The organism is Sapientia aquatica (assembly GCF_004358105.1).
Lineage (GTDB): Bacteria > Pseudomonadota > Gammaproteobacteria > Burkholderiales > Burkholderiaceae_D > Solimicrobium > Solimicrobium aquaticum.
Genome location: NZ_SMYL01000003.1, coordinates 83,496 through 104,658 on the forward strand (window position 1 = coordinate 83,496; position 21,163 = coordinate 104,658).

A 21,163-nucleotide genomic window follows, 5' to 3' on the forward strand; every position below is an offset into this window, starting at 1 on the left:
AGGTCGCCACCGAAGTTTCTAATTTGAAACAAAAACACAATATCTTTACTGTGCCCAAATCAATTTAACCAAGCAATTACAACTTGCACGAGTTATTCTGCAACGAACGCCAATACAGCTTTAGATTCAATCTGCTCTGATTTACGAAGCAAAACTAATTCACTAATTCAATACTCTTGGATTACCATAATCGCGACCGCTCTCGTCACGTCCATTCTTGCCAGCGTCGTCCCAACCTTCATAACGAAATGATTTCTTAATAATAAGCACAAAGTGACCGGATATTAATTTATTCAAATGCAATCAATTGAACGAATTTAAAAATATTTCCGAAATCATTTATTGCTGAGTAGCCATTTTTATTGAGAAAAAACACGTCAAAACGTTGTCAATGGAGTAATATGCAACTCGTATTATTGCTATTGAGAACTCATCTTAATCCATAGCGCACTGCCTGCATAATGCTTACTTGCTTATAGAAATAACCAATGACCCAAACACCTAACAACCTCGCTTCCGATTCCTGGGCAATCGCCGACCTACTTCGCGGTGATTTTAGACAAAGCCAATATGGCCGAATTATTTTACCGTTCTGCTTGTTGCGTCGTCTTGAATGCGTATTGGAAGCTAGCAAAGAGGCCGTACTTGCTGAACAGCAAAAAGTTCAAGACATGAATTTGCCGGAAGAAGCGCAAGAAAAATTATTACTACGTGCCACCGGTGGACTATCGTTTTTTAACACATCAAAAATGGACTTGAGCAAGTTGGGCGAGTCCGGTATCAAAGCGAACTTAGAAACCTATATCCAAAGTTTCTCCAAAGATGCCCGTGAAATTTTTGATTACTTTAACTTCGCCGAATTTATCGGTCAGTTAAATGACGCTAATCTGTTATACAAAGTCGTGCAGAAAGTACGCACCATTGATCTGAGTCCAACGGCTGTCTCTAACCATGATATGGGCCTGGTGTTTGAAGAACTCATTCGTCGATTCGCTGAGGGTTCTAATGAAACCGCGGGTGAACACTTTACCCCACGCGATATCGTGCGTTTGACAACAGCACTAGTATTTATGGAAGACGATGAAGCGCTGACCAAGCCCGGGATCATACGCACCATTTATGATCCAACAGCGGGAACTGGCGGGTTTCTATCTTCGGGGATGGAATATGTGCATGAACTCAATCCGAAAAGCGTCATGCGCGCCTACGGGCAAGAGCTAAACCCTGAAAGCTACGCAATTTGCAAAGCCGATATGCTCATTAAAGGCCAAGATGTGAGCAATATTAAGCTAGGTAATACGCTCTCCAACGACCAACTATATTCAACCGAGTTTGATTACATGCTTTCTAATCCGCCGTTTGGTGTTGATTGGAAAAAAATTGAACAAGAAATTATTGATGAACATAACCATAAAGGTTTTGATGGTCGTTTTGGCCCCGGTTTGCCACGAGTTTCAGATGGATCGTTGCTATTCCTTTTGCACCTGATTCGTAAAATGCGCGACCCGTCCAAGGGTGGTGCGCGTATTGGGATTATTTTGAATGGCTCTCCATTGTTTACCGGCGGCGCAGGTTCAGGCGAATCTGAAATCCGTCGTTATATTTTGGAAGCCGATTTGCTGGAAGCCATTGTCGCCCTGCCGACAGACATGTTTTATAACACTGGCATTTCTACTTACATCTGGATTCTTTCCAATAAAAAGGCCAAAGAACGTAAAGGACAAGTGCTATTGATCAATGGCGTCAATTTATGTGGAAAAATGCGCAAATCGTTGGGCAGCAAACGGAATGTGATGGATGAAGAAGACATCGCCACTATCACCCGTTGCTTTGGCAATTATGAAATCATCGATGCACGTGAACTGGATAAGCCAACCGAACAAAAAAGTAACCGTGGGAGACAATCTGCCAACCCAAAAACAGAACCCACCAAAACTTTCGCAGCCAAAATATTTAAATCACATGAATTCGGGTACCGCCGCATCACCATAGAGCGCCCGTTGCGCCTGTCCTACCAATTCAGCGATGAACGTTTAGCTACCTTGCGTTTTGAATCTGGTGCACTCAACGCGGTGATGAAATGGGCCTATGCCGAATACTGCAATGGCAGTGTCGCCTGGAGCGATACAGCCGACTGCCCGCATTATGGCGATTTAAGTGCCCATCAGGATGAAATCCGCCGTTATATCAAATTGCATTTTTCTGACCTCAAAGAAAAGCAAATTAAAGATTTACTTGAGCGCAGCACTTGGACAACACAAAAAACCATCTTGCTCAAAGCGCGCCAACTGCAACAGAGCATCGGCACAGAACAACAAAACGACATGAATGATTTTGACGATGTGTTGGCCACAGCCGTCAAAGCGCAGCAGATCACGTTAGATGCCAAAGAGAAAAAAGCTATCGGCGATGCGGTAAGCTGGAAAAATCCTGAGGCCGAAAAAATCATCAAAAAAATCCACAAAGCCAAAGCCGATCCGATCTATGGCCTGTTTGATGGCAGCAAAGAGAGCAACGGCGCACACAAAGGCAAAGTAATCGAATACAAAGCCGATGGCGATCTGCGTGATTTTGAAAACGTCGCGCTCGACCCAAGCAAAACCGTCAACGCCATTAACGAAGCCTATTTCAACAAAGAAGTGCTGCCGCATGTGCCCGATGCGTGGATCGATGCCAGCAAAAAAGACAACAAAGACCAGCAGATTGGCATCGTCGGCTATGAGATACCGTTTAACCGGCATTTTTACCAATACCAACCACCGCGCGATTTAGCCGAGATTGACGCCGATCTGGATGCTGTCAGTGCAGAAATTATGAAGCTGCTGCAAGAGGTGCATTCATGAAAAAAACAACCGTAACAAAAACAGATCCGCCTGATTTCTCTGAAGTCGTCCATCTGATATCGGCAGCGCGGCAACATGCTTACCAAGCCGTCAACACCACCTTGATTGAGCTGTATTGGCAAGTCGGCGCTTACATCAGCAATAAAATCAAGGCGGCAGAATGGGGTGATGGCGTGGTGAACGCCTTAGCTCAGCATCTGGCAATTACCCAGCCGAATTTAAAAGGCTTTACACGCCCTAATCTGTTTCGTATGCGCCAGTTTTACGAAACCTACCAAGATGACCAAATTGTCTCAGCACTGCTGAGACAATTACCGTGGACGCACAATCTGACCATTCTTAGCCGCAGCAAACATCCTGAAGAGCGCGAGTTCTATATCAAGATGTCCATTAAAGAGAAATGGTCCAGTCGTGAACTCGAACGCCAGTTTAAGACGGCATTGTTTGAGCGCATGGTGCTAAACCCGGCAAAAGTGTCAGCAGTGCTGACACAAACTCATCCTGAGGCGTTAAGCGTCTTTAAAGACAGTTATGTCGTCGATTTTTTAAATCTGCAAGAACATCATAGCGAAGCCGATTTGCATCACAGTCTGTTAGCTAAATTAAAGCATTTTTTGTTAGAACTCGGTCGCGATTTTTGTTTTGTCGGCAGTGAATTTCCTATTCAGGTCGGCACGCAGGATTTTGCGCTGGATCTGCTATTTTTTCATCGTGGCTTAAATGCCTTGGTCGCCATTGAACTGAAGGTAGATCGGTTTGAGCCAGAGCATTTAGGTAAACTCAATTTTTATCTGGAAGCGCTGGACCGTGATCACCGCAAACCGCATGAAAATCCTTCCATCGGTGTACTGCTGTGTGCCAGCAAAAATGATGAAGTGGTGGAATATGCCTTAAGCCGTACCTTGTCACCCGCGATGATTGCCGAGTACCAAACGCAACTGCCGGATAAGAAATTATTGCAGGCGAAATTGCATGAGTTTTATATGCTGAATCTAGCGCAGGGGGAAGGGGAATGAGTCGGTATAAAGCGTATGCGGAATATAAGGATTCTGGGGTTGAACTGTTAGAGAAAATTCCTTTAGAGTGGAATGCGACAAGAATTAAATTTATTTCAACATTGAATTCATCTAAAGCTGAACTAAGAAATTTAACTCCGGAAACTGAAGTCACATTTTTACCAATGGAAGCAATTGGTGAGCAGGGGTTATTAGATACATCTAGAACAAAACGACTTGGTGATGTGCTTGATGGTTATACATATATCGGAGAGGGAGATGTTTGCATTGCAAAGATAACGCCTTGTTTTGAAAATGGAAAAGGGGCTGTTGTAACAGGTTTGCGTAATGGGATCGCATTTGCAACTACTGAGGTAATTCCTCTTCGATGTCACTTAAAGACGGATTCCAAATTTTTATATTACATATTAACTTCCGCACCGTTTAATAAAAATGCTGAAGGTTCTATGTATGGTGCGGGAGGACAAAAAAGAGTCTCCGATAATTTTGTGGCAAATTATCATGTAGCAATGCCGCCTGAAGCAATACGACCAAAAATCGCAAAATTCCTCGATCATGAAACCGCCAAGATTGATGCGCTGATTGAAAAACAGCAGGAACTCATTAAGCTGCTAAAAGAAAAACGTCAGGCAGTGATTAGTCATGCCGTGACCAAAGGCTTAAACCCCAACGCACCCATGCGCCACTCAGGAGTTGAGTGGTTAGGCGAAGTACCAGTACATTGGAAAGTCAGTCCAATAAAGTGGTACGCGAGCATCAAAAGCGGCGAGAATTTGCCAGTGAATGAAATTGAATCCATTAAAGATGAAAACTTTTTTTACCCGGTATATGGCGGCAATGGCATTTGGGGATACTCGAAGGAGTTTAATCTTAAAAATGCGGCAATCATAATAGGTAGGGTTGGAGCGCTCTGTGGCAATGTCCATGCAGTTAAAGATTTATCTTGGATCAGCGATAATGCGCTTATATTGAACCTTAATATTTCAGTTTTGAGCCTTGATTATATTGCCTTATGTCTGGGGGCTAGAGACCTAAATAGATTAGCGGATAAAAATGCTCAACCATTGATTACTGGAACCAAAGTTATGAACGAATGTGTTCCGATTCCACCAATTGATGAGCAACATCAAATTGAAGGCCGTATTAGCGCAATGATGAAGCAATTTGAAATGCTATCTATTCAAGCCGAATCTGGCATAGCTTTACTCCAAGAACGCCGCACAGCCCTAATTTCCGCCGCCGTCACCGGAAAAATCGATGTCCGTGATTGGCAACCTTCCAGCACTTCAACCCAACCCAAAGCCGCCGCATGAGTACAATTTCTGGTCAAGATAAAGCGAAAGAATTCGCCTTTCAACACGACATGATTCAACAGTTGTTAGCCAATGGTTGGTTACTGGGTCAGCCTGATAAATACAACCGTGAACTGGCCTTGTATCCAGAGGATGTACTGGGTTTTATTCAAGACACGCAAGACGAGCAATGGCAACAGTTTTGCGTTTTGTATCCTAACGATCCAGAACAAAAATTCTTAGAACGCGTTGCCAGCCAACTCAATAAATCTGATCCCAATGCAGCTAATAAAGAGATGCGCACTTTTGGCACCTTGGGCGTGTTGCGGCATGAGATTCGTGATCGCGGTACGCGCTTTAGTTTGTGCCAATTTAAACCTGAGCATGATCTCAATCCCGACACCTTGGCGCGTTATAAACAGAACCGTTTGCGCGTTGTGCCAGAGCTGGTCTACAGCCCGTGGGCGACCGAGGTGCATTTGGCAGAAACCGGCAGCAAGGCTAAAAACTGGCGGATTGATCTGGTGTTGTTTGTCAACGGCTTGCCGGTGGCGACCTTGGAATTGAAATCCGAATTTAAACAGGCGGTGCATAACGCGATGAAGCAATACCGCACTACCCGCTTGCCAGTTGATCCGATTACTAAAAAATCAGAACCCTTACTCACCTTTAAACGCGGTGCGCTGGTGCATTTTGCTGTAAGCCAGTATGAAGTGTATATGGCGACCCGATTGGAAGGTGACGATACTTTCTTTTTGCCTTTCAACAAAGGAACAGCCGAAGGTGGCGCGGGCAACGATGCGCCTGCTGATGTGAATCAATACGCCACCGATTATTTATGGAATGAAGTGCTCTCGCCTGCTAACTTGCTCAATATTTTGGCGCGCTTTGTACATTTGCAGATTGAAGAAAAAGAAGATTGGCAAGGTCGCAAATTTAAGAAAGAAAGCCTGATTTTTCCGCGTTATCACCAATGGGATGTGGTGAATAAATTAGTCGATGCAGCACGCACCGAAGGCGCAGGTCATAAGTATTTAATCCAACATAGCGCTGGATCAGGTAAATCCAATTCTATCGCTTGGGCAGCGCATCAATTATCGTCGCTGTATGACGCGCAAGGTAACAAGCAATTTCATTCGGTGATTGTGGTGACCGACCGCACCGTATTGGATGCGCAGTTACAAGACACGATTGCTCAATTTGAACACACCGATGGCGTGGTCGGTCGGATTAATAATCAAGAAGGCGATGGCTCTAAATCCGAGAAGCTCGCTAAAGCGCTAGAAAATTCGCAGCCAATTATTATTGTGACGATTCAAACCTTCCCGTTTGTGTTGAAAGCGATTGAAAACAGCGTGAGCTTAAAAGAACGCAATTATGTGGTGATTGCCGATGAGGCGCATTCCTCACAAACCGGTTCTACTGCCAGACAGTTGAAAGAAGTGTTGATGGTGGAAGGCAGTGACGGTGAGGATGAAGAACTTAGCACCGACGATATACTGGATGCAGCAGTCGCATCGCGCCGCGCTTCTAAAAATCTTAGTTATCTGGCTTTTACCGCTACGCCAAAAACAAAAACCCTAGAGTTATTTGGTCGCCTACCCCATCCTGATGAGCAACCATCCAAAACCAATAAACCTGCCGCCTTCCATGTGTACAGCATGCGTCAGGCGATTGAAGAAGGTTTTATTTTGGATGTATTGAAAAACTACACCAATTACAAAGTCGCTTATAACTTGGCGATGAAGATGAAGGACGCCGACCAGGAAGTAGAAAGTAAAAAGGCGAAGGTCAAACTCAATCAATGGGTTAGGCTGCACGACTACAACATAAGCCAAAAAGTACAAGTCATTGTCGAGCACTTTAAAACACATATTATGGGCCTCTTAGGTGGTCAAGCGAAGGCAATGGTCGTGACCAGTTCACGCAAAGAAGCGGTGCGTTATAAGCTGGCTTTTGATAAATACATTACTGAGCAAGGCTATCAAAAAATTCATGCGATGGTGGCGTTTTCGGGTGAAGTTGAATTTACCGATAAGGACCCGAATTCCGAAGCGCAGCTAGGTCAAAAATTCACTGAGACCAATATGAACCCGAAGTTGTTGGGGCGCGATATGCGTAAGGCTTTTGATACCGACGACTATCAGGTAATGATCGTGGCCAATAAATTTCAGACTGGCTTTGATCAACCCAAACTATGCGCGATGTATGTGGATAAAAAGCTTGGCGGTGTGGAATGCGTCCAAACTTTATCACGTTTAAATCGCACCTATCCAGGCAAAGCCGAAACGGGCACGTTCATCCTCGACTTCTTTAATGACCCTCAAGAGATTTTGGCTTCGTTCCAACCGTATTACCAAACAGCGGAGTTGGCTGACGTTTCTGATCCTGATTTAATCTTTGATTTGTCCGATAAATTGCGGGCTTCCGGGATATTCAATTGGAATGAAGTTGATCAGTTTTGCGATGCCTTTTATGTTAAGAGTAAGAGTAACGCTGCACTAGCCAATATTTGCAAACCTGCTGTGGAGCGCTGGCAAAAGCGCTATAAATTGGCGGTGGAAGCGTATAAGCAAACGAGGGAAATTTTTGAACGCACCAAGAAAACGAATGATGCGGTGTTGATTGCCAACGCGGATAACAGTTTTAAAGAGTGCAAAAAAGCAAAAGATGCATTGGAAATATTCAAAAAAGATTTGGGCACCTTTGTACGCTTTTATGAATTCATGTCGCAGATTGTGGATTACAACGATAAAGACTTAGAAAAGCTGAGTCTGTATTCGCGCAATCTACGCCCGATGCTACGCGAAACTATTCTGGATGAAGATGACATTGATTTAAACAGCATAGTCTTGAGTCACTACCGCTTATCAAAGCTCTATCAACAGCATTTGGTACTGAGACAAGATGCGGAAGATGATCAATTGGAACCCGGCGATGCAGTTGGTACGGCAAAGGCGAAGGATAAAAAAGTAGAATTTTTATCCCAAATTGTTTATCGGCTAAATGAATTGTTCGTTACTGATAATTTGACCGACAGTGACATGGTGAATTACGCCAATACGATTAGCGATAAAGTCCGTGAAAATAATATCGTGATGCAGCAATTGGCCAACAATAGCCCAGAGCAAGCGATGCTCGGTGACTTTTCTAAGGCAGTTGACGATGCGATTCTCGATAGCAGTGATGCACATCGAAATCAGATGATGCAGTTGTTATCTGATCCAAGAAAAGCTGCTGGCTTTGCTAAGATTGTTTTTGATATTTTGCGTGTAACCAAATAGGTCTTTTCAAAATCCAAGAACTCACCTGCGTTTGCGGTCGATTTTATAAATCGAATTGCAGCGCTTTTCAAAAACCACTCTGTATTTTTCCCTGTTGCAGGGAAAGTTGGCTAGAGACCGGTTCGCTGCGAGCTGCCCCCGCCAAGAACTGCTGCGTTTTAGAAGCACCTCCGAAATCGCAAATCAAAGAGCCCTGAAGGTCAATCAGCTAGATTGACCTTCAGGGCTCTTTTTCATTTCCGCTGACCAGATTAAAGCGCAAGCTGAAATCGGCACATTGGCTGTAAAAGTATTAATTCACGCGGAAGCTAAATACATTTAGCGGTGAATTAACACTTCACCGTATTTGACACTTCGCCCTAACTGATGGGCGTGTAAGGAATGCGATTCGGTGACTCGTTAGAACGCATACGGGGAGCGCGGATTGATCCAATATTTTGGCTCGACTTCAAACTCTTCTTTTGTGATGTGAAAATTTCGCAATAAAATCACGCGTCGCTTTTCTAATTTTAAGTCTTTCAGACCGGCGAATTCTGGGTGGTTTAGAAATAGGGTTTTGTACGATCCATCCGCGTAGGCTTTCTTCAAACCCGATTCGATTAAGTCGTGCAATTTTTGATTATCTCTATGAACAAAGAAAAAATAATCGTAGTAGGGATAGACCAGCACAATGTGATTTTCGATCACTAGATCGGGATTTTCTTTCACCGACTGGTTCCAGTAATTGTGAATATTACCGGCCCCAAAGGGAACATAATCAACGCGCGCGGCTTGGGTCATTTTAAACAGCGATTCAAACGTTCCTACGGTGCTGATCGGCAAATCATTTTCGTGCCACGCGGCGGCAATTGGCCAGCCCACGCCAAGGCCCGCTTGCAGATTTTTGAGGCCAGCGACATCATTGACCAGTGCAAATGCATTCTGCTTGTCGGCACGAATTAAGGGGATTCTGTAGCCCAATAAGCCGCGTGAAATCGGAATCATGACGGGCAATAAGTCGGTTTCTGATTGGGAGGAATTGCCCAACCAAGCGACGTCGACATTTTTATTCATAATCTCAACCACCGCCCGAGCATCCGTCATCGGGTAGGGAGATTTCACCAACTCAAACGGCGTGCCAGACTTTTCTAATGCGAGTTTAAGTACCGCAAAACTAAATTGCAGTGCAGGATCACGGCCCTGTAAGTTGGCGTACACAATTCTTATCGGGGCGGCCGAGACGCAAACTAGGTGCGATAACAATAAAATGGCGAAGATGAATTTTTTCATTTCCAATATCGTCGTTGATTAAGCAATGCTAAAAAAACCAATACGTTAGGCTACCCTAAAATTAGCAATCTCACGTTGAAGCGTATCGGCCTGTTGGGTTAAGGCGCCGGACGCGGCGGACGTTTCTTCGACCAACGCCGCATTCTGTTGAGTTTGCTCATCAAGTGATTGAATGGATTGACCGACTTGCCCAACTCCTGCGGCTTGCTCGTTGGCCGAATTGGCAATATCGCTCAAGAACAAATTGATTTGCTTCGCATTTGTCACCATGGTCTGCATCGTAATGCCGGCTTGCTCGACGATGGATGTGCCACTGGCGATTTGATCGACGCTATTTGAAATCAGCGCTTTGATTTCTCGCGCAGCATCGGCGCTACGATGGGCTAAGCTTCTAACTTCGCTGGCAACCACCGCAAATCCACGGCCCGATTCGCCCGCTCTGGCGGCTTCGACCGCAGCGTTTAAGGCCAAGATGTTCGTTTGAAACGCAATACCGTCGATGAGGCTAATGATGTCGCTAATTTTGGCCGAAGAGGCATCGATCGATTGCATGGTTTGCACAACGGTACCAATGACTTTGCCGCCATCCTCGGCAACTTTGGCGTTTTCAGCGGCAAAGCTGGCGGCTAATTTCGATTTTTCTGCTGTATTACCAACTGTTGAGCCAATTTCTTCCATCGCCGCAGCCTGTTCCTCTAATGCGGCTGCCGCTGCTTCCGTACGAGCCGATAGATCAAAACTGGCGGCAGAGATTTCACTACTGGTATTGTGCAGCGCTCGGGCGGAATGCCGCACTGTGCGAATCAAGGCGTGCAAGGCATCATAAGTCTCGCGCAGATCGAGAATGAGATCAGCGGTTTCATCTTTGCCGCGCGGGATATCAGGCGCTTTACGCAAATCGCCTTCTGCAACTTCTTTTAAGTGCTTGCTGATTAAACGGAATCCTCCGTTGGTCACCAAATAGAAACTATAAAAACAATAGGCTGCTAATGCGATGCCGACGAAAATCACTGCCGAAATCCAATACAAGCTCGACATCATGCCGTTAATTCGGATAAGCAAGAGATCATCCAACGAATCGATGAGGCGCTTTGCCAGTTCATATTGTCCTTGGATGGTGCTGTTTGCCCCAGCCAAATAGGAGGATTGCGAATCCGAGCCATAGACCTGATTATCAATCACAGTTTTTCGCGCTAATGCAAAAAACGCCGTCGATGCTTCCAAGGTTGGCGCAGCATTAATTTTGGCAGGCAGTGAAGGATCTTCTTTGGAGGCTTTGGCTAAACCGTCGCGCAGCGCCGCAAACTGAAACTCGGCAATCGGAATCATCTCGCTTAAGCTGTGTTGCTCCTGAGTGGTGATTGCTTCCGCCTTGAGCACCTTCAAACCCATGCCACGCAATTTGCCGGTGTTTTCAACAATATCCGGAATGCGATCAAACGCCGCATCCATTAAATAAAAGCTGGAGATATCAGGATCTAGAGTTAGGTTAGACGAATCGGTGACTTTGCTTAGCAAGGCTATTAAGGCCGCGACGTGGTCGGAATGAGCTTTGAAAGCGGCGCTGCCAGTAGCCGCGGTTGCTTTGTTATAGGCCGATTGCACTTCGGCATACGCGGTGCTGGTATCAAGCTCCGCGCCTAAGCGTTTATCGACTTCTGATAGTCGTGCTTGCGCGACCTTTAACTTTTCATTGACCTCAGCAAGAGTGCTGGGCGCAGTGCCGGTCGCAGCAAGTGCCACAGAATCTCGTCGAAGTTGCTGGGCCAGATCAATGACAGGGAAAATCTCTTTGTTGTATTCGACACCGAGGCGTTCTTTAGTCGAAAAATGAATTTGATCCAGCATGCTGCTGTAGTAGACCCAAGAAACCAACAGCATCGGTATTAAAAACATGCATGAAATGACAAATACTTTAGACCTAAATCGAAGGTTTTCGAATACACCGACTCCCAAGGCCCAAATTGGATTTTTATAAAACACATTTTTGGACGCTCGAACGCCAGCGGGAGCGGCAAGAAATTGTTGTAATTCTGGGCTAATTGCGCCCTGTGCAGACGCGTTATTTAACTTGGCTAACTCTGTAGACATCAATCTTCCTCGGTAAAATTAGACGCCACAAAGACTCATCTAACTGCGTTTAACTTGATACAAAACTCGCTTAATTTCAGCATCTAATGCAGCCAAGTTGATAGGCTTTTGTACATATCCGTCGGCCCCCGCCTGTTTTAACCTAGACACATCATTCGGCTCGGCGTGACCGGTCAGCATAATAATTGGCTGGTGCCGGGCGCTTGATTTTTCTTGTGCGCGAATCAATGCCAGCGCTTGGAGCCCGTCCATCACCGGCATCATCACGTCCATCAACACGACATCAAATGAACGCTGCGCCATGCACGCTAGCGCCTTGCTCCCATCCTCCACAACCACGCCGGAGTACCCTAATGCGTTCAACATCGTGATCGCAACGCGTTGCATCAGGTAATCGTCGTCAACGACTAGTAACGACAAGGAAGTGTGCGCGCTTGTTGGATTATTCATGTCGATAAGTATGGGATGTGCAAACGATTTCACCATGCACACTTTACTTCAATATAGGAGATGAATCTTGGAAAATCCAAGAAAAAAGGGAAGATGCTGAAAAAGGCCGCAGAAGCCAGCAAAAAAACAGGACAAGTCAGGAATTGATTGAATTATTGCCATAAATTCAAATGGTAGTACTTTGAGCAACTCCACAATCTGGCGCCACCATTTGACCAATTAGCGGTAAGCCTAACAATCAGTGCGATATTTCGTCATAAGTCGCCCCCTGCCTCATGCGCTGAATAATCGGTATCGCGTATTCACGCCAAAATCTGATTAATCGCTGTACCAATTTCGCACCGTTCATCCAAATCGTTAAAGGTGGTCTTTTGTGCAAACCAATCGCTGACTGCATTCACTTTTCTCGATTAATGCAATTCAACAAGCGCATCGCTCCCGTTGTAGCTACTTGGACCAATGCCTAAAACCGGGTGGTAAAACCGCGCACCAATTACCGTTGCAGCCGCTATTGCCCAAGTCGATGATGATGACCGCAGTGAGCCACTGGAGCCGCTGCTGGGAGTTACCTGCCCGACAGGTAAAAATAATGGAAAGAAGGTTGGTATGGAATTCTTCGATAGCATCTCTAGTCATCTTGGCTTGATTAGCGCCATCGCGATTCTGTTGATCGCTTTGGTGTTTTGGAAATCCGTTTTGCATTTGTTTGGGGTCATCATGATTCCCGACGATTCGCTAGGAACTGTGACTAAGAAATTTGTTTTATTTGGCTCAAATCGCCGCATGCCAGATGGCCAAATTATTGCACTTGAGGGTGAGGCTGGATTTCAAGCCGACACCTTGCCACCGGGATTACACATTGGCTTATGGCCTTGGCAGTATGCGGTTGAGTTGATTAAGTTTCAGACTATTCCGCAAGGTAAAGTCGGCGTGGTGCAAGCCTGCGATGGCAAACCTTTACAAAAAGGTCGCATTATTGCTGACGATTGCGACTGTAATTTGTATCAAGATGCGCGTGCATTTTTAAAAAATGGCGGTCAACGTGGTCCACAAATGCGCATTATTCCGCCCGGCACTTATCGGATTAATCCATTGTTATTTACGATTAAAACTATGGATGCGTTTGAAGTTCCTTCGGGCAAATTAGGCGTGGTGGAATCGCGCGATGGCGCTGCTTTAGGCACTGGTCGAGTTATCGCCAAGGGCGTCGATTGCGATTCGTATCAAGACCCCAAAGCGTTCTTTGAACACGGCGGACAACGTGGCCCTCAATCCAAAGTCGTGCCACCTGGGATTTACTACATCAATCCAGTTTTATTTGATGTGCAATGCGTCTCAGTGGTCGATATTCCGGACAACAAAGTCGGCGTTGTGACGACTAGCGAAGGTCGCTCCTTAGCACAAGGTGAAATCGCTGGTGAATTAATCGAAGGCCACAGCATGTATCAAGACGCCGATGCGTTCTTAAAAAATGGTGGTTACAAAGGTCTGCAAGAGCAAGTGTTATTAGCGGGTCGCTATTTTATTAACCCACGCTTTGCAACGGTAGAAATTGTGGAAATGTCGATGGTTCCCATTGCTAATGTCGGTGTGGTCATCGCCTACGTCGGTCGCGAAGGCCAAGACGTCACCGGCGACGGTTTTAAACACGGCAATCTGGTCACGCCCGGCGAAAAAGGCGTGTGGGTGACACCGCTTGATCCGGGTAAATATCCCATCAATCCGTACACCCATAAATTGGTGACTGTACCAACCGCTAATGTGGTCTTGAACTGGGCGACCGGCAAAACAGAAGCACATAAATTGGACGCCAATTTATCGACTATCACGGTGCGCTCGGCCGATGGATTTAAGTTTAATTTGGACGTCTCGCAAATTATTCATATTCCGAGCAAAGATGCGCCAAAAGTGATTGCCCGATTTGGCGATATGAGCGCACTAGTCACGCAAGTATTGGAGCCAACCATTGGTAACTATTTCCGCAATGCGGCGCAAGGTAGCGACATTATCGATTTCTTAAAAAATCGCACCAAACGGCAGGACGAAGCACGCTTAGCCATTTCGGCAGCCTTGGTTGAATACAATGTCGGCGCAGTCGATACCTTGATTGGCGACATCGTGCCACCAGAAGATTTAATGCGCACCTTGACTGATCGTAAAATCGCCGAGCAAGAACGGGTGACATACGAAACCCAACGCGAGGCACAAGGTGTGCGCCAAGCTTTGGAGCAAGCAACGGCCTTAGCCAATACACAGGCGCACGTGGTGGATGCAGAACGTCGGGTGCAAATTGCTGAATTTGATGCCCAAGCAGCGGTGAAATCGGCGGAAGGTAATGCTAAATCGAAAACGATTAACGCCGAAGCCGACGCCACCGTGTTGCGCACTGTCGGTGAAGCCGAAGGCGCGAAAATTTTGGCCGTCGGCGGGTCTGAAGCGCAAGTCATTCAACAAAAAGTGGATGCGATGGATGCAGGTAACTATGCGGTGGTGCAAGTGGCCGACGCATTAGCCAAAGGCGGCATCAAAATCGTCCCCGACATTGTCGCCGGTGGTAACGGTGAAGGTGGAATGGGTGGTGGATTGATTAGCGTATTATTGGGTAATTTGGTACGGGATCAAATGAACGGTTCTGCCACACGCAGCAATAATTAATCACCGCATGGTAAAAGAGAAGCGTCGCACATTAATTTGTGCGGCGCTTTTTTTTATGCCTTAACAACGTTAAGTACAACGTCATCGCTCAAACGAGAAAAACCCAGAACCGGCAACTCTAGTCAGCCTTTTTCCTTAAACAGTTAGCAAATACCAACCGTAATCTGCCTTTAAAAAAATCATGCAAAATTTTTCGACAAGTTCCTATAATGAATCGTAAGGAAGCCTGTTCGCACTGACCTACTTCGCATCATCCTTAATTATGAAAAACACATTAACCATTTTAATCGTCGATGACAGTGAAATAATCCGTGAGCTGCTCAAGTTGACCCTACAGAAATTAGGGCACAACGGTGTCATGGTCAACAATGGCGAGGAAGCATTGCGCTGTTTAGATGAGCGCGCCTTTGATTTGGTGTTGATGGATGTGACCATGCCGGTGATGGATGGACTCAGCGCATTAAAATTGCTGCGCCAAAAAGAACAACTCTCGAATCAGGTCAATGTACGCCAACCCGTGATTTTAATTACTGGCAATGATCTGCCTAGCGATCTCGAAAAATTCCTGGATGCGGGAGCCGATGGCTTTGTGTCCAAGCCAGTTAATCTGGAAGCACTAAAGAATGAAATCAATAACGTCATGGCGGGTAGATAGCCTTGGCTTGAATTGTAAAGTTTAGATTTAGCGCACTTTAAAATTAGCGATTTCCTGCTCCAACATGCCCGCCTGATTCAATAGCGACTCTGCCGCCGATTTGGTTTTTTCTACCATCTCTAAATTCGATTGCGTTTCCTCGTTCAGACTTTCGATGGCGTTGCTGACCGATTCAACTTGGCGCGATTGCTGCATCGCTGTTGCTGATATTTCGCCTAAAAACTGATTCATCTTATTGGCGTTAGCGACCACTTCTTGCATCGTATTGCCAGCGCGCTCGACTGTACTTGAGCCTTGATTGATGCGCGCAACGCTGGATGAAATCAATTGTTTAATTTCGCCTGCTGCCGCAGCGCTGCGATGCGCAAGATTACGTACTTCGCTCGCCACCACAGCAAAGCCACGACCAGATTCCCCAGCCCGAGCCGCTTCAACCGCAGCATTCAACGCCAAAATATTAGTTTGAAACGCGATGGAATCAATCACGCTAATGATGTCGCCGATTTTGGATGAAGAGGATTGAATTTCGCGCATCGTCTCTACCACTTCACCAATGACCATTCCGCCATGTTCGGCAACATGAGAATTCTCTTTAGAAAATTGTGCGACTGTTTCGGTGCGCTCAGCGGACTGCACTACGTCAGCGGCAATCTGTTTCATCATCGCCAACTGCAATTGCAAAGTCTGGCTGGTTTGCTTGGTTCCCGCGGAGGTGTCGTTGCTGCGCTCCGAAATATAATCGCCGGTTGCCCGCAGTTCTTTCGCGCTATGGCGCACCCGTCGAATCAACGCGTGCAGCGAATCATAGGCCGCGCGCAAGTCGATGAGCACCATCGCCGGTTCATCTTTTCCTCTGGGTGCTTCGGGAAAATAACGCAAGTCGCCCACGGACATTTGGGCTAAGTGCCGACTAATAACTGTTAAACCGTGCTTGGTGACAAAGTAAAACGAAATAAATAAATATCCGGCTAGCAGCAAGCTCGATCCGATCAAAATTAGTACAAAGGTTTGTTGCATGACTAATTGGTTGGCATGTTTTGTTAAGAGATTATCCAATTCCGTTAGCGTTATTTTTTGCAGTTCTGCATAGTCGCCCAAGGCTTTTCGAGTCGCTTTAGTGAAACGCTCTTCATTCCCCGAGACGTCCGCGCCCAAAAAATAATGGCGCGCTAATCCGCGAAATTCTGACGTGCTCGGCAAATCGGCATTGAGCTTGTTTTTGATCGCCTCGCTCCCACTTTTGGCGTTTTGAAGACTGGCTTGAATTTGTGTTTCTAGGTATTCGATTAAAGGCAACCGATCCGAAATTAAGCGTTGTTGCTGCGGATTGATTTCATTGGCTTTTAAAATCTGCTGACTGGCTGCCAAGACGTGCGAAGTTTGGTCGAGAACCAACGGAATATTGTGCAGGCCAACTACCGCCAAATTGTTAGCGACATTATCTGGCTCGTCCAACAAGCCTGACTCGCGGATGATTGTTTGGAGTAAATCTAGTTGACTGGTAACGAACTGAGTATAAATTGCTAGCTCATCGCTTGGGTCGCTACCTGCTTTCGCCGGTGGTGGCAACGCGCTAGGCAATTGATCAAATACCTTAGCGTCAACCGAATTGGTAGCAAATTCTTGACGTAGTTTTTGCAGTTGCTGAAATTTTTCGCCATAAGTCGTCAGGGCGTCATCCCATCCTGTCTGCGCCTGCGATGTTTGCGCGACTTCCACCGCGCGTTCTCTTTGTGCCTCGGTAAGTTCTAGCAAAGGCAAAACGCCTCGCGCGTAGGCCAAACCTAACTTTTCTTTTTTTGTATCCGCTAATTTAACGGCAATATCGTTAAGCAGATAGCCGCTTAATAAAAATATCGGCAACAAGAACACAACCGAAATAGTGATGGCCTTCATGGAGAAGGTCATCTGCATAAACAGGTTAATGCCGGGCTTCCAAATACTGAAGCGGTTTGAATTGTTATTTTCGGCCATAGCTAACTTTATTGTTTGGTGCTTAAGGACCGAACGTAGGAAGTGACGTCATGAATTTGCTCGTCGGTTAATTCCTCACCCCAGGGCGGCATTTTGGGTGAACGCCCCATAAATTCACCACCCTTTTTCACAATCATGCTGATGTATGCGTCGGGCTTATCGGTAGTGCGCAAATTGGCGGGACGCGGATTGTAAAGTTTGGCGGCGCGACCATTTCCATCGGCATTCATTCCGTGGCACGTGACGCAATAGTTAGCAAAGACTAAGCCGCCGCGAAAAATGGCAGCATCTTTACTATCTCTTGGTAATAAAACACCCTGCGGATCTGATGGTGCTGTTTGCGCGATACCGGCGCAACTTGTGATGCAAAAGACCAGACTTAAGGCAGTGCGGCTAATCATTTTCATTTCTCTACCTCGACGGTCATCTTCATATTCGGATGCACTGCACACTCAACTTCAACTGTGCCAGGTTTATCAAACGTGACCGACTTGGAATAGCCTTTTGGGTAGGTTCCTAGATCAAAACTCTTTGCCTCAGAAAGCGAATACACATTGTGTGAGAACGGATCGGTATTGGTAAATTTAACCGTGTCACCTACTTTTACTTTTAACTTTTTAACCGAAAAATTTTTATCTTTTTGGAGCACTTCTTGCTCGGCTGCGAAAGTTAAATCAGATAGCAAAAATAATGTACTGATTAGAACTAAATTTTTAAACATACGATGTGTAAAGCACATGAGAAACTCCTAGGAAAAAAATGAAGGGAGATAGAACACTGAAAGGACAAGTCTGCATTGAATTCATCTGGATTTAGCATATGCTGCAGAAGCCAAGTATTCAAGGCAGTATTGAACTGTGAACTACTAAATCGCGTTAATAAAACATTTCAAAAAAATTGGCTTGGCAGGTATTAATTTAACGTTAGGAGACGGTAATGAATTTCGCAAAAGCAGTTGCTATAATTGTTGGTAATGTCTTGTTAGTTAGTTTTGTTTGGGCAGCAAATCCTGCTCCGATCGTGACCGATACAGATGGTCAAACGATTACTTTAAAAGCGGGCGACCCCAGTCTAAAAAAATGGATATTGCCCAGTACACCACCTGTTCCAGCAGATAATCAGTTAACTGCTGCGCGGATCGAATTAGGTAAAAAACTATTCTTTGACCCAAGATTATCCGGTCACGGAAACATGAGTTGCGCCACTTGCCACAACCCACAATTTGGTTGGTCGGATGGATTAGCGGTTGGTGTTGGTGAAAAGGCCGAGAACCTTGCGCGTGCGACGCCAACGATTATCAATTCCTCGTTCAATATTTTGCAAATGTGGGACGGCCGCAAAAAATCGTTAGAAGAACAAGCGATGGGCCCGATGGAAACCATGGCAGAAATGAATATGGATACCGCCAAATTATTTGTGTGGCTCAATCAATCCGAAGGTTACAAACAATTGTTCGCCGCAGCGTACCCAGGTATGCCAATCAATGCCGATACATTATCGAAAGCCATGGCCAGTTTTGAGCGCACCATCATTAGTAATCACACGCGCTTTGATCAATGGGTAGCGGGTAAAAAAGATGCATTGAAAGAAGATGAAATTAAAGGCTTTGCCTTATTCATTGATCCGAAAAAAGGGAACTGTTCGGCTTGCCACGCTGGACCGAACTTTACCGACAGCAGTTTCCACAATATTGGTTTAGCTTCGTTTGGAAAAGACAATCCCGATCTAGGACGTTATGGCCAAAAGCCATTAGCGTTGATGAAAGGCGCTTTTAAAACGCCAACCACGCGTGAGATATTAAATACAGCGCCGTATTTTCACGATGGATCCGCAAGCACGGTTGAGCAAGTCGTTGAGTTTTATGCCAAAGGTGGTGAAGTTAAAACGAATTTGTCGGCCAATATTCATCCGCTCGATTTAACCAAGCAAGAGAAAGAGCAATTGGTGGCTTTCCTCGGTTCGCTGTCGACTACGCCGCAACCTTTTACTTTGCCTGCCTTACCAAGAAAATGACGGTGGTAATTCACTCTTCTGACATAACAACTGAATCTGCTTTCCTTAAGCGCCGACAATTGATTCAGTCGGCGCTGCTGCTTGGCATACTGCCTGCAGTGCAATCGGTGAGCGCTGAAGTCGAAGCGCCCAATACTATCGAACAGATTAGTCGCTACAACAATTACTACGAGTTTTCTACCAACAAGGAAGTGATTTGGAAATTGGCCGAAGCGTTCAAACCACACCCTTGGACGTTGACGATTGAAGGCGAAGTGCAACGTCCGCGCACCATTGCATTCGACGATTTGTTAAAACAGTTTCCGCAAGAAGAACGCATTTATCGACTACGTTGTGTAGAAGGTTGGGCTATGGTGATTCCTTGGCAGGGTTTTTCTCTCGCCAGTTTGATCAAGACGTGCAATCCTACTTCGCGCGCGAAGTTTGTTGAATTTATTGGTCTAGAACGCCCGACAGAAATGATAGGACAACGCAATAAAATGATGGCGTGGCCCTACACGGAAGGATTACGCATCGACGAAGCACTGCATCCACTGACGTTACTAGTTACCGGCTTGTATGGACACCCGTTACCAAATCAAAACGGCGCGCCACTTCGTCTGGCCGTTCCGTGGAAATACGGCTTCAAAAGCATCAAAGCGATTACCAAAATTCGGCTCGTGGAAGAACAACCTGTCAGCTCGTGGATGCGGTCAGCGCCATCGGAATACGGGTTTTACGCCAATGTAAATCCAGACGTGTCGCATCCACGTTGGTCGCAACGGCGAGAAGTTAGAATTGGCCACGCCAGCAAACAACCTACGCTGTTATTCAATGGGTATGCAGATCAAGTTGCATCCATGTATCAGGGTATGGATTTGGTCAAATATTTTTAATGGGTGCGCTGCGCAATCATTATTCTTACTGGATCAAGCAACACTACGATCTGGTTTGGCGTTGCTGTTTCATTGCGTGTTGCCTACCCGCTTTGTGGCTGCTGGGCGAATGGAGCACGGGCAATTTGGGGATTAATCCCTTAAACCGATTGCTACACTTTTCCGGTACGACCGCGCTAGTGCAGATGTTGGTTACGTTATCTGTCACGCCAAGCCGATGGCTGGCTGTACGTCTATCTATCGTTACGCACCAAGCCTACGGCAAACGTTTATCGGATTGGAATTGGCTGATCAAGCTGCGACGCCAGCTAGGTTTATTCGCCTTTTTTTATGCGCTACTTCACTTAGTGATTTACTTGGCCCTCGATGTCACTTGGGACATGCGGGCGGTTTGGGATGATATTCAAGATCGGCTGTTTATTCTGCTTGGTTTTATTGCCTTCGTCCTGTTAGTGCCGCTAGCGCTCACGGCAAATAATGTTTCAATCCGGTGGCTTGGGTCGAATTGGCGCATCTTGCACCGCTTAAGCTACCCAATTGTGATCTGCGATGTGGCGCATTATTGCTTGCAGATGAAAGCAGGACAAACCTCTGCGTGGCCGTTCGCGCTAGCAACGGCTGTTTTATTAGCTTATCGACTTGCGGCGTGGCTCAGTCAGGAAAAAGATTCTGGTATCGAAGTCGAAGAGCGCGGAGTTGAGGAGCGCGAAGTTGAAGAGCGAAGGGGCTGATTTTTTCACAAAGCA

At 46.0% G+C, this 21,163-nt stretch carries 15 protein-coding genes; 9 read left to right on the plus strand and 6 right to left on the minus strand.

Features of this window, described 5'->3' with window-relative positions; genetic code table 11:
* The first annotated feature begins 488 nt into the window (after positions 1 to 488).
* Genes E2I14_RS08160 through E2I14_RS08175 form a run of 4 tightly spaced genes read left to right on the plus strand, consistent with a single transcriptional unit; the run spans position 489 to position 8,435 of the window.
* The gene (locus E2I14_RS08160) at positions 489 to 2,843 is read left to right on the plus strand and encodes a type I restriction-modification system subunit M (protein WP_133327321.1); all 2,355 of its coding nucleotides are present in this window, start codon (positions 489 to 491) and stop codon (positions 2,841 to 2,843) included.
* The gene (locus E2I14_RS08165) at positions 2,840 to 3,859 is read left to right on the plus strand and encodes a PDDEXK nuclease domain-containing protein (protein ID WP_133327323.1); all 1,020 of its coding nucleotides are present in this window, start codon (positions 2,840 to 2,842) and stop codon (positions 3,857 to 3,859) included. Before E2I14_RS08160 ends, E2I14_RS08165 begins: the two co-directional genes overlap by 4 nt.
* A complete protein-coding gene (locus E2I14_RS08170) occupies positions 3,856 to 5,172 on the plus strand; it encodes a restriction endonuclease subunit S (RefSeq protein ID WP_133327325.1) in 1,317 nt (438 codons plus the stop codon). The genes E2I14_RS08165 and E2I14_RS08170 overlap by 4 nt, the downstream gene beginning before the upstream one ends.
* Positions 5,169 to 8,435 carry a type I restriction endonuclease subunit R gene (locus E2I14_RS08175; protein ID WP_133327327.1) on the plus strand — a complete coding sequence of 1,089 codons (3,267 nt, stop codon included), beginning with the start codon at positions 5,169 to 5,171 and terminating at the stop codon, positions 8,433 to 8,435. The genes E2I14_RS08170 and E2I14_RS08175 overlap by 4 nt, the downstream gene beginning before the upstream one ends.
* Before the next feature lie 399 nt (positions 8,436 to 8,834).
* On the opposite strand, the gene E2I14_RS08180 is transcribed toward E2I14_RS08175, so the two are convergent.
* The 3 genes from E2I14_RS08180 to E2I14_RS08190 are packed head-to-tail and all read right to left on the minus strand — an operon-like array spanning position 8,835 to position 12,281.
* On the minus strand, positions 8,835 to 9,704 hold the full coding sequence (locus tag E2I14_RS08180) for a transporter substrate-binding domain-containing protein (protein ID WP_133327329.1): 870 nt from the start codon (positions 9,702 to 9,704) through the stop codon (positions 8,835 to 8,837).
* Positions 9,705 to 9,749: 45 nt separating this feature from the next.
* Complete coding sequence (locus E2I14_RS08185) at positions 9,750 to 11,795, minus strand: methyl-accepting chemotaxis protein (protein WP_133327331.1); 2,046 nt, start codon at positions 11,793 to 11,795, stop codon at positions 9,750 to 9,752.
* Positions 11,796 to 11,834: 39 nt separating this feature from the next.
* Positions 11,835 to 12,281, minus strand: coding sequence for a response regulator (locus E2I14_RS08190; protein ID WP_133327333.1), 447 nt, complete (start codon positions 12,279 to 12,281; stop codon positions 11,835 to 11,837).
* Positions 12,282 to 12,851: 570 nt separating this feature from the next.
* Between E2I14_RS08190 and E2I14_RS08195 the strand changes: the two genes are divergently transcribed.
* Together E2I14_RS08195 and E2I14_RS08200 are read left to right on the plus strand one after the other, a co-directional pair.
* Positions 12,852 to 14,900, plus strand: a complete 2,049-nt coding sequence (locus E2I14_RS08195) for an SPFH domain-containing protein (protein ID WP_133327335.1) — start codon at positions 12,852 to 12,854, stop codon at positions 14,898 to 14,900.
* 262 nt (positions 14,901 to 15,162) lie between these two features.
* On the plus strand, positions 15,163 to 15,555 hold the full coding sequence (locus tag E2I14_RS08200) for a response regulator (RefSeq protein ID WP_133327337.1): 393 nt from the start codon (positions 15,163 to 15,165) through the stop codon (positions 15,553 to 15,555).
* A 27-nt stretch (positions 15,556 to 15,582) separates the two neighbouring features.
* On the opposite strand, the gene E2I14_RS08205 is transcribed toward E2I14_RS08200, so the two are convergent.
* From E2I14_RS08205 to E2I14_RS08215, 3 genes are read right to left on the minus strand one after another with little or no spacing between them, the layout of a single operon-like run.
* A complete protein-coding gene (locus E2I14_RS08205; RefSeq protein WP_133327339.1) occupies positions 15,583 to 17,529 on the minus strand; it encodes a methyl-accepting chemotaxis protein in 1,947 nt (648 codons plus the stop codon).
* Between the two features lie 8 nt (positions 17,530 to 17,537).
* Positions 17,538 to 17,936, minus strand: a complete 399-nt coding sequence (locus E2I14_RS08210) for a c-type cytochrome (RefSeq protein ID WP_206105604.1) — start codon at positions 17,934 to 17,936, stop codon at positions 17,538 to 17,540.
* Positions 17,933 to 18,268 carry a cupredoxin domain-containing protein gene (locus E2I14_RS08215; protein WP_227544662.1) on the minus strand — a complete coding sequence of 112 codons (336 nt, stop codon included), beginning with the start codon at positions 18,266 to 18,268 and terminating at the stop codon, positions 17,933 to 17,935. The genes E2I14_RS08210 and E2I14_RS08215 overlap by 4 nt, the downstream gene beginning before the upstream one ends.
* 197 nt (positions 18,269 to 18,465) lie before the next feature.
* On the opposite strand from E2I14_RS08215, the gene E2I14_RS08220 reads away from it, so the two are divergent.
* Genes E2I14_RS08220 through E2I14_RS08230 form a run of 3 tightly spaced genes read left to right on the plus strand, consistent with a single transcriptional unit; the run spans position 18,466 to position 21,148 of the window.
* A complete protein-coding gene (locus E2I14_RS08220) occupies positions 18,466 to 19,542 on the plus strand; it encodes a cytochrome-c peroxidase (RefSeq protein WP_133327341.1) in 1,077 nt (358 codons plus the stop codon).
* Between the two features lie 2 nt (positions 19,543 to 19,544).
* Positions 19,545 to 20,417: a protein-methionine-sulfoxide reductase catalytic subunit MsrP gene (msrP, locus tag E2I14_RS08225; RefSeq protein WP_406675701.1), complete on the plus strand. Its 873-nt coding sequence runs from the start codon at positions 19,545 to 19,547 to the stop codon at positions 20,415 to 20,417.
* Positions 20,417 to 21,148 carry a protein-methionine-sulfoxide reductase heme-binding subunit MsrQ gene (locus tag E2I14_RS08230; protein ID WP_133327345.1) on the plus strand — a complete coding sequence of 244 codons (732 nt, stop codon included), beginning with the start codon at positions 20,417 to 20,419 and terminating at the stop codon, positions 21,146 to 21,148. The genes msrP and E2I14_RS08230 overlap by 1 nt, the downstream gene beginning before the upstream one ends.
* Positions 21,149 to 21,163: the final 15 nt, after the last annotated feature.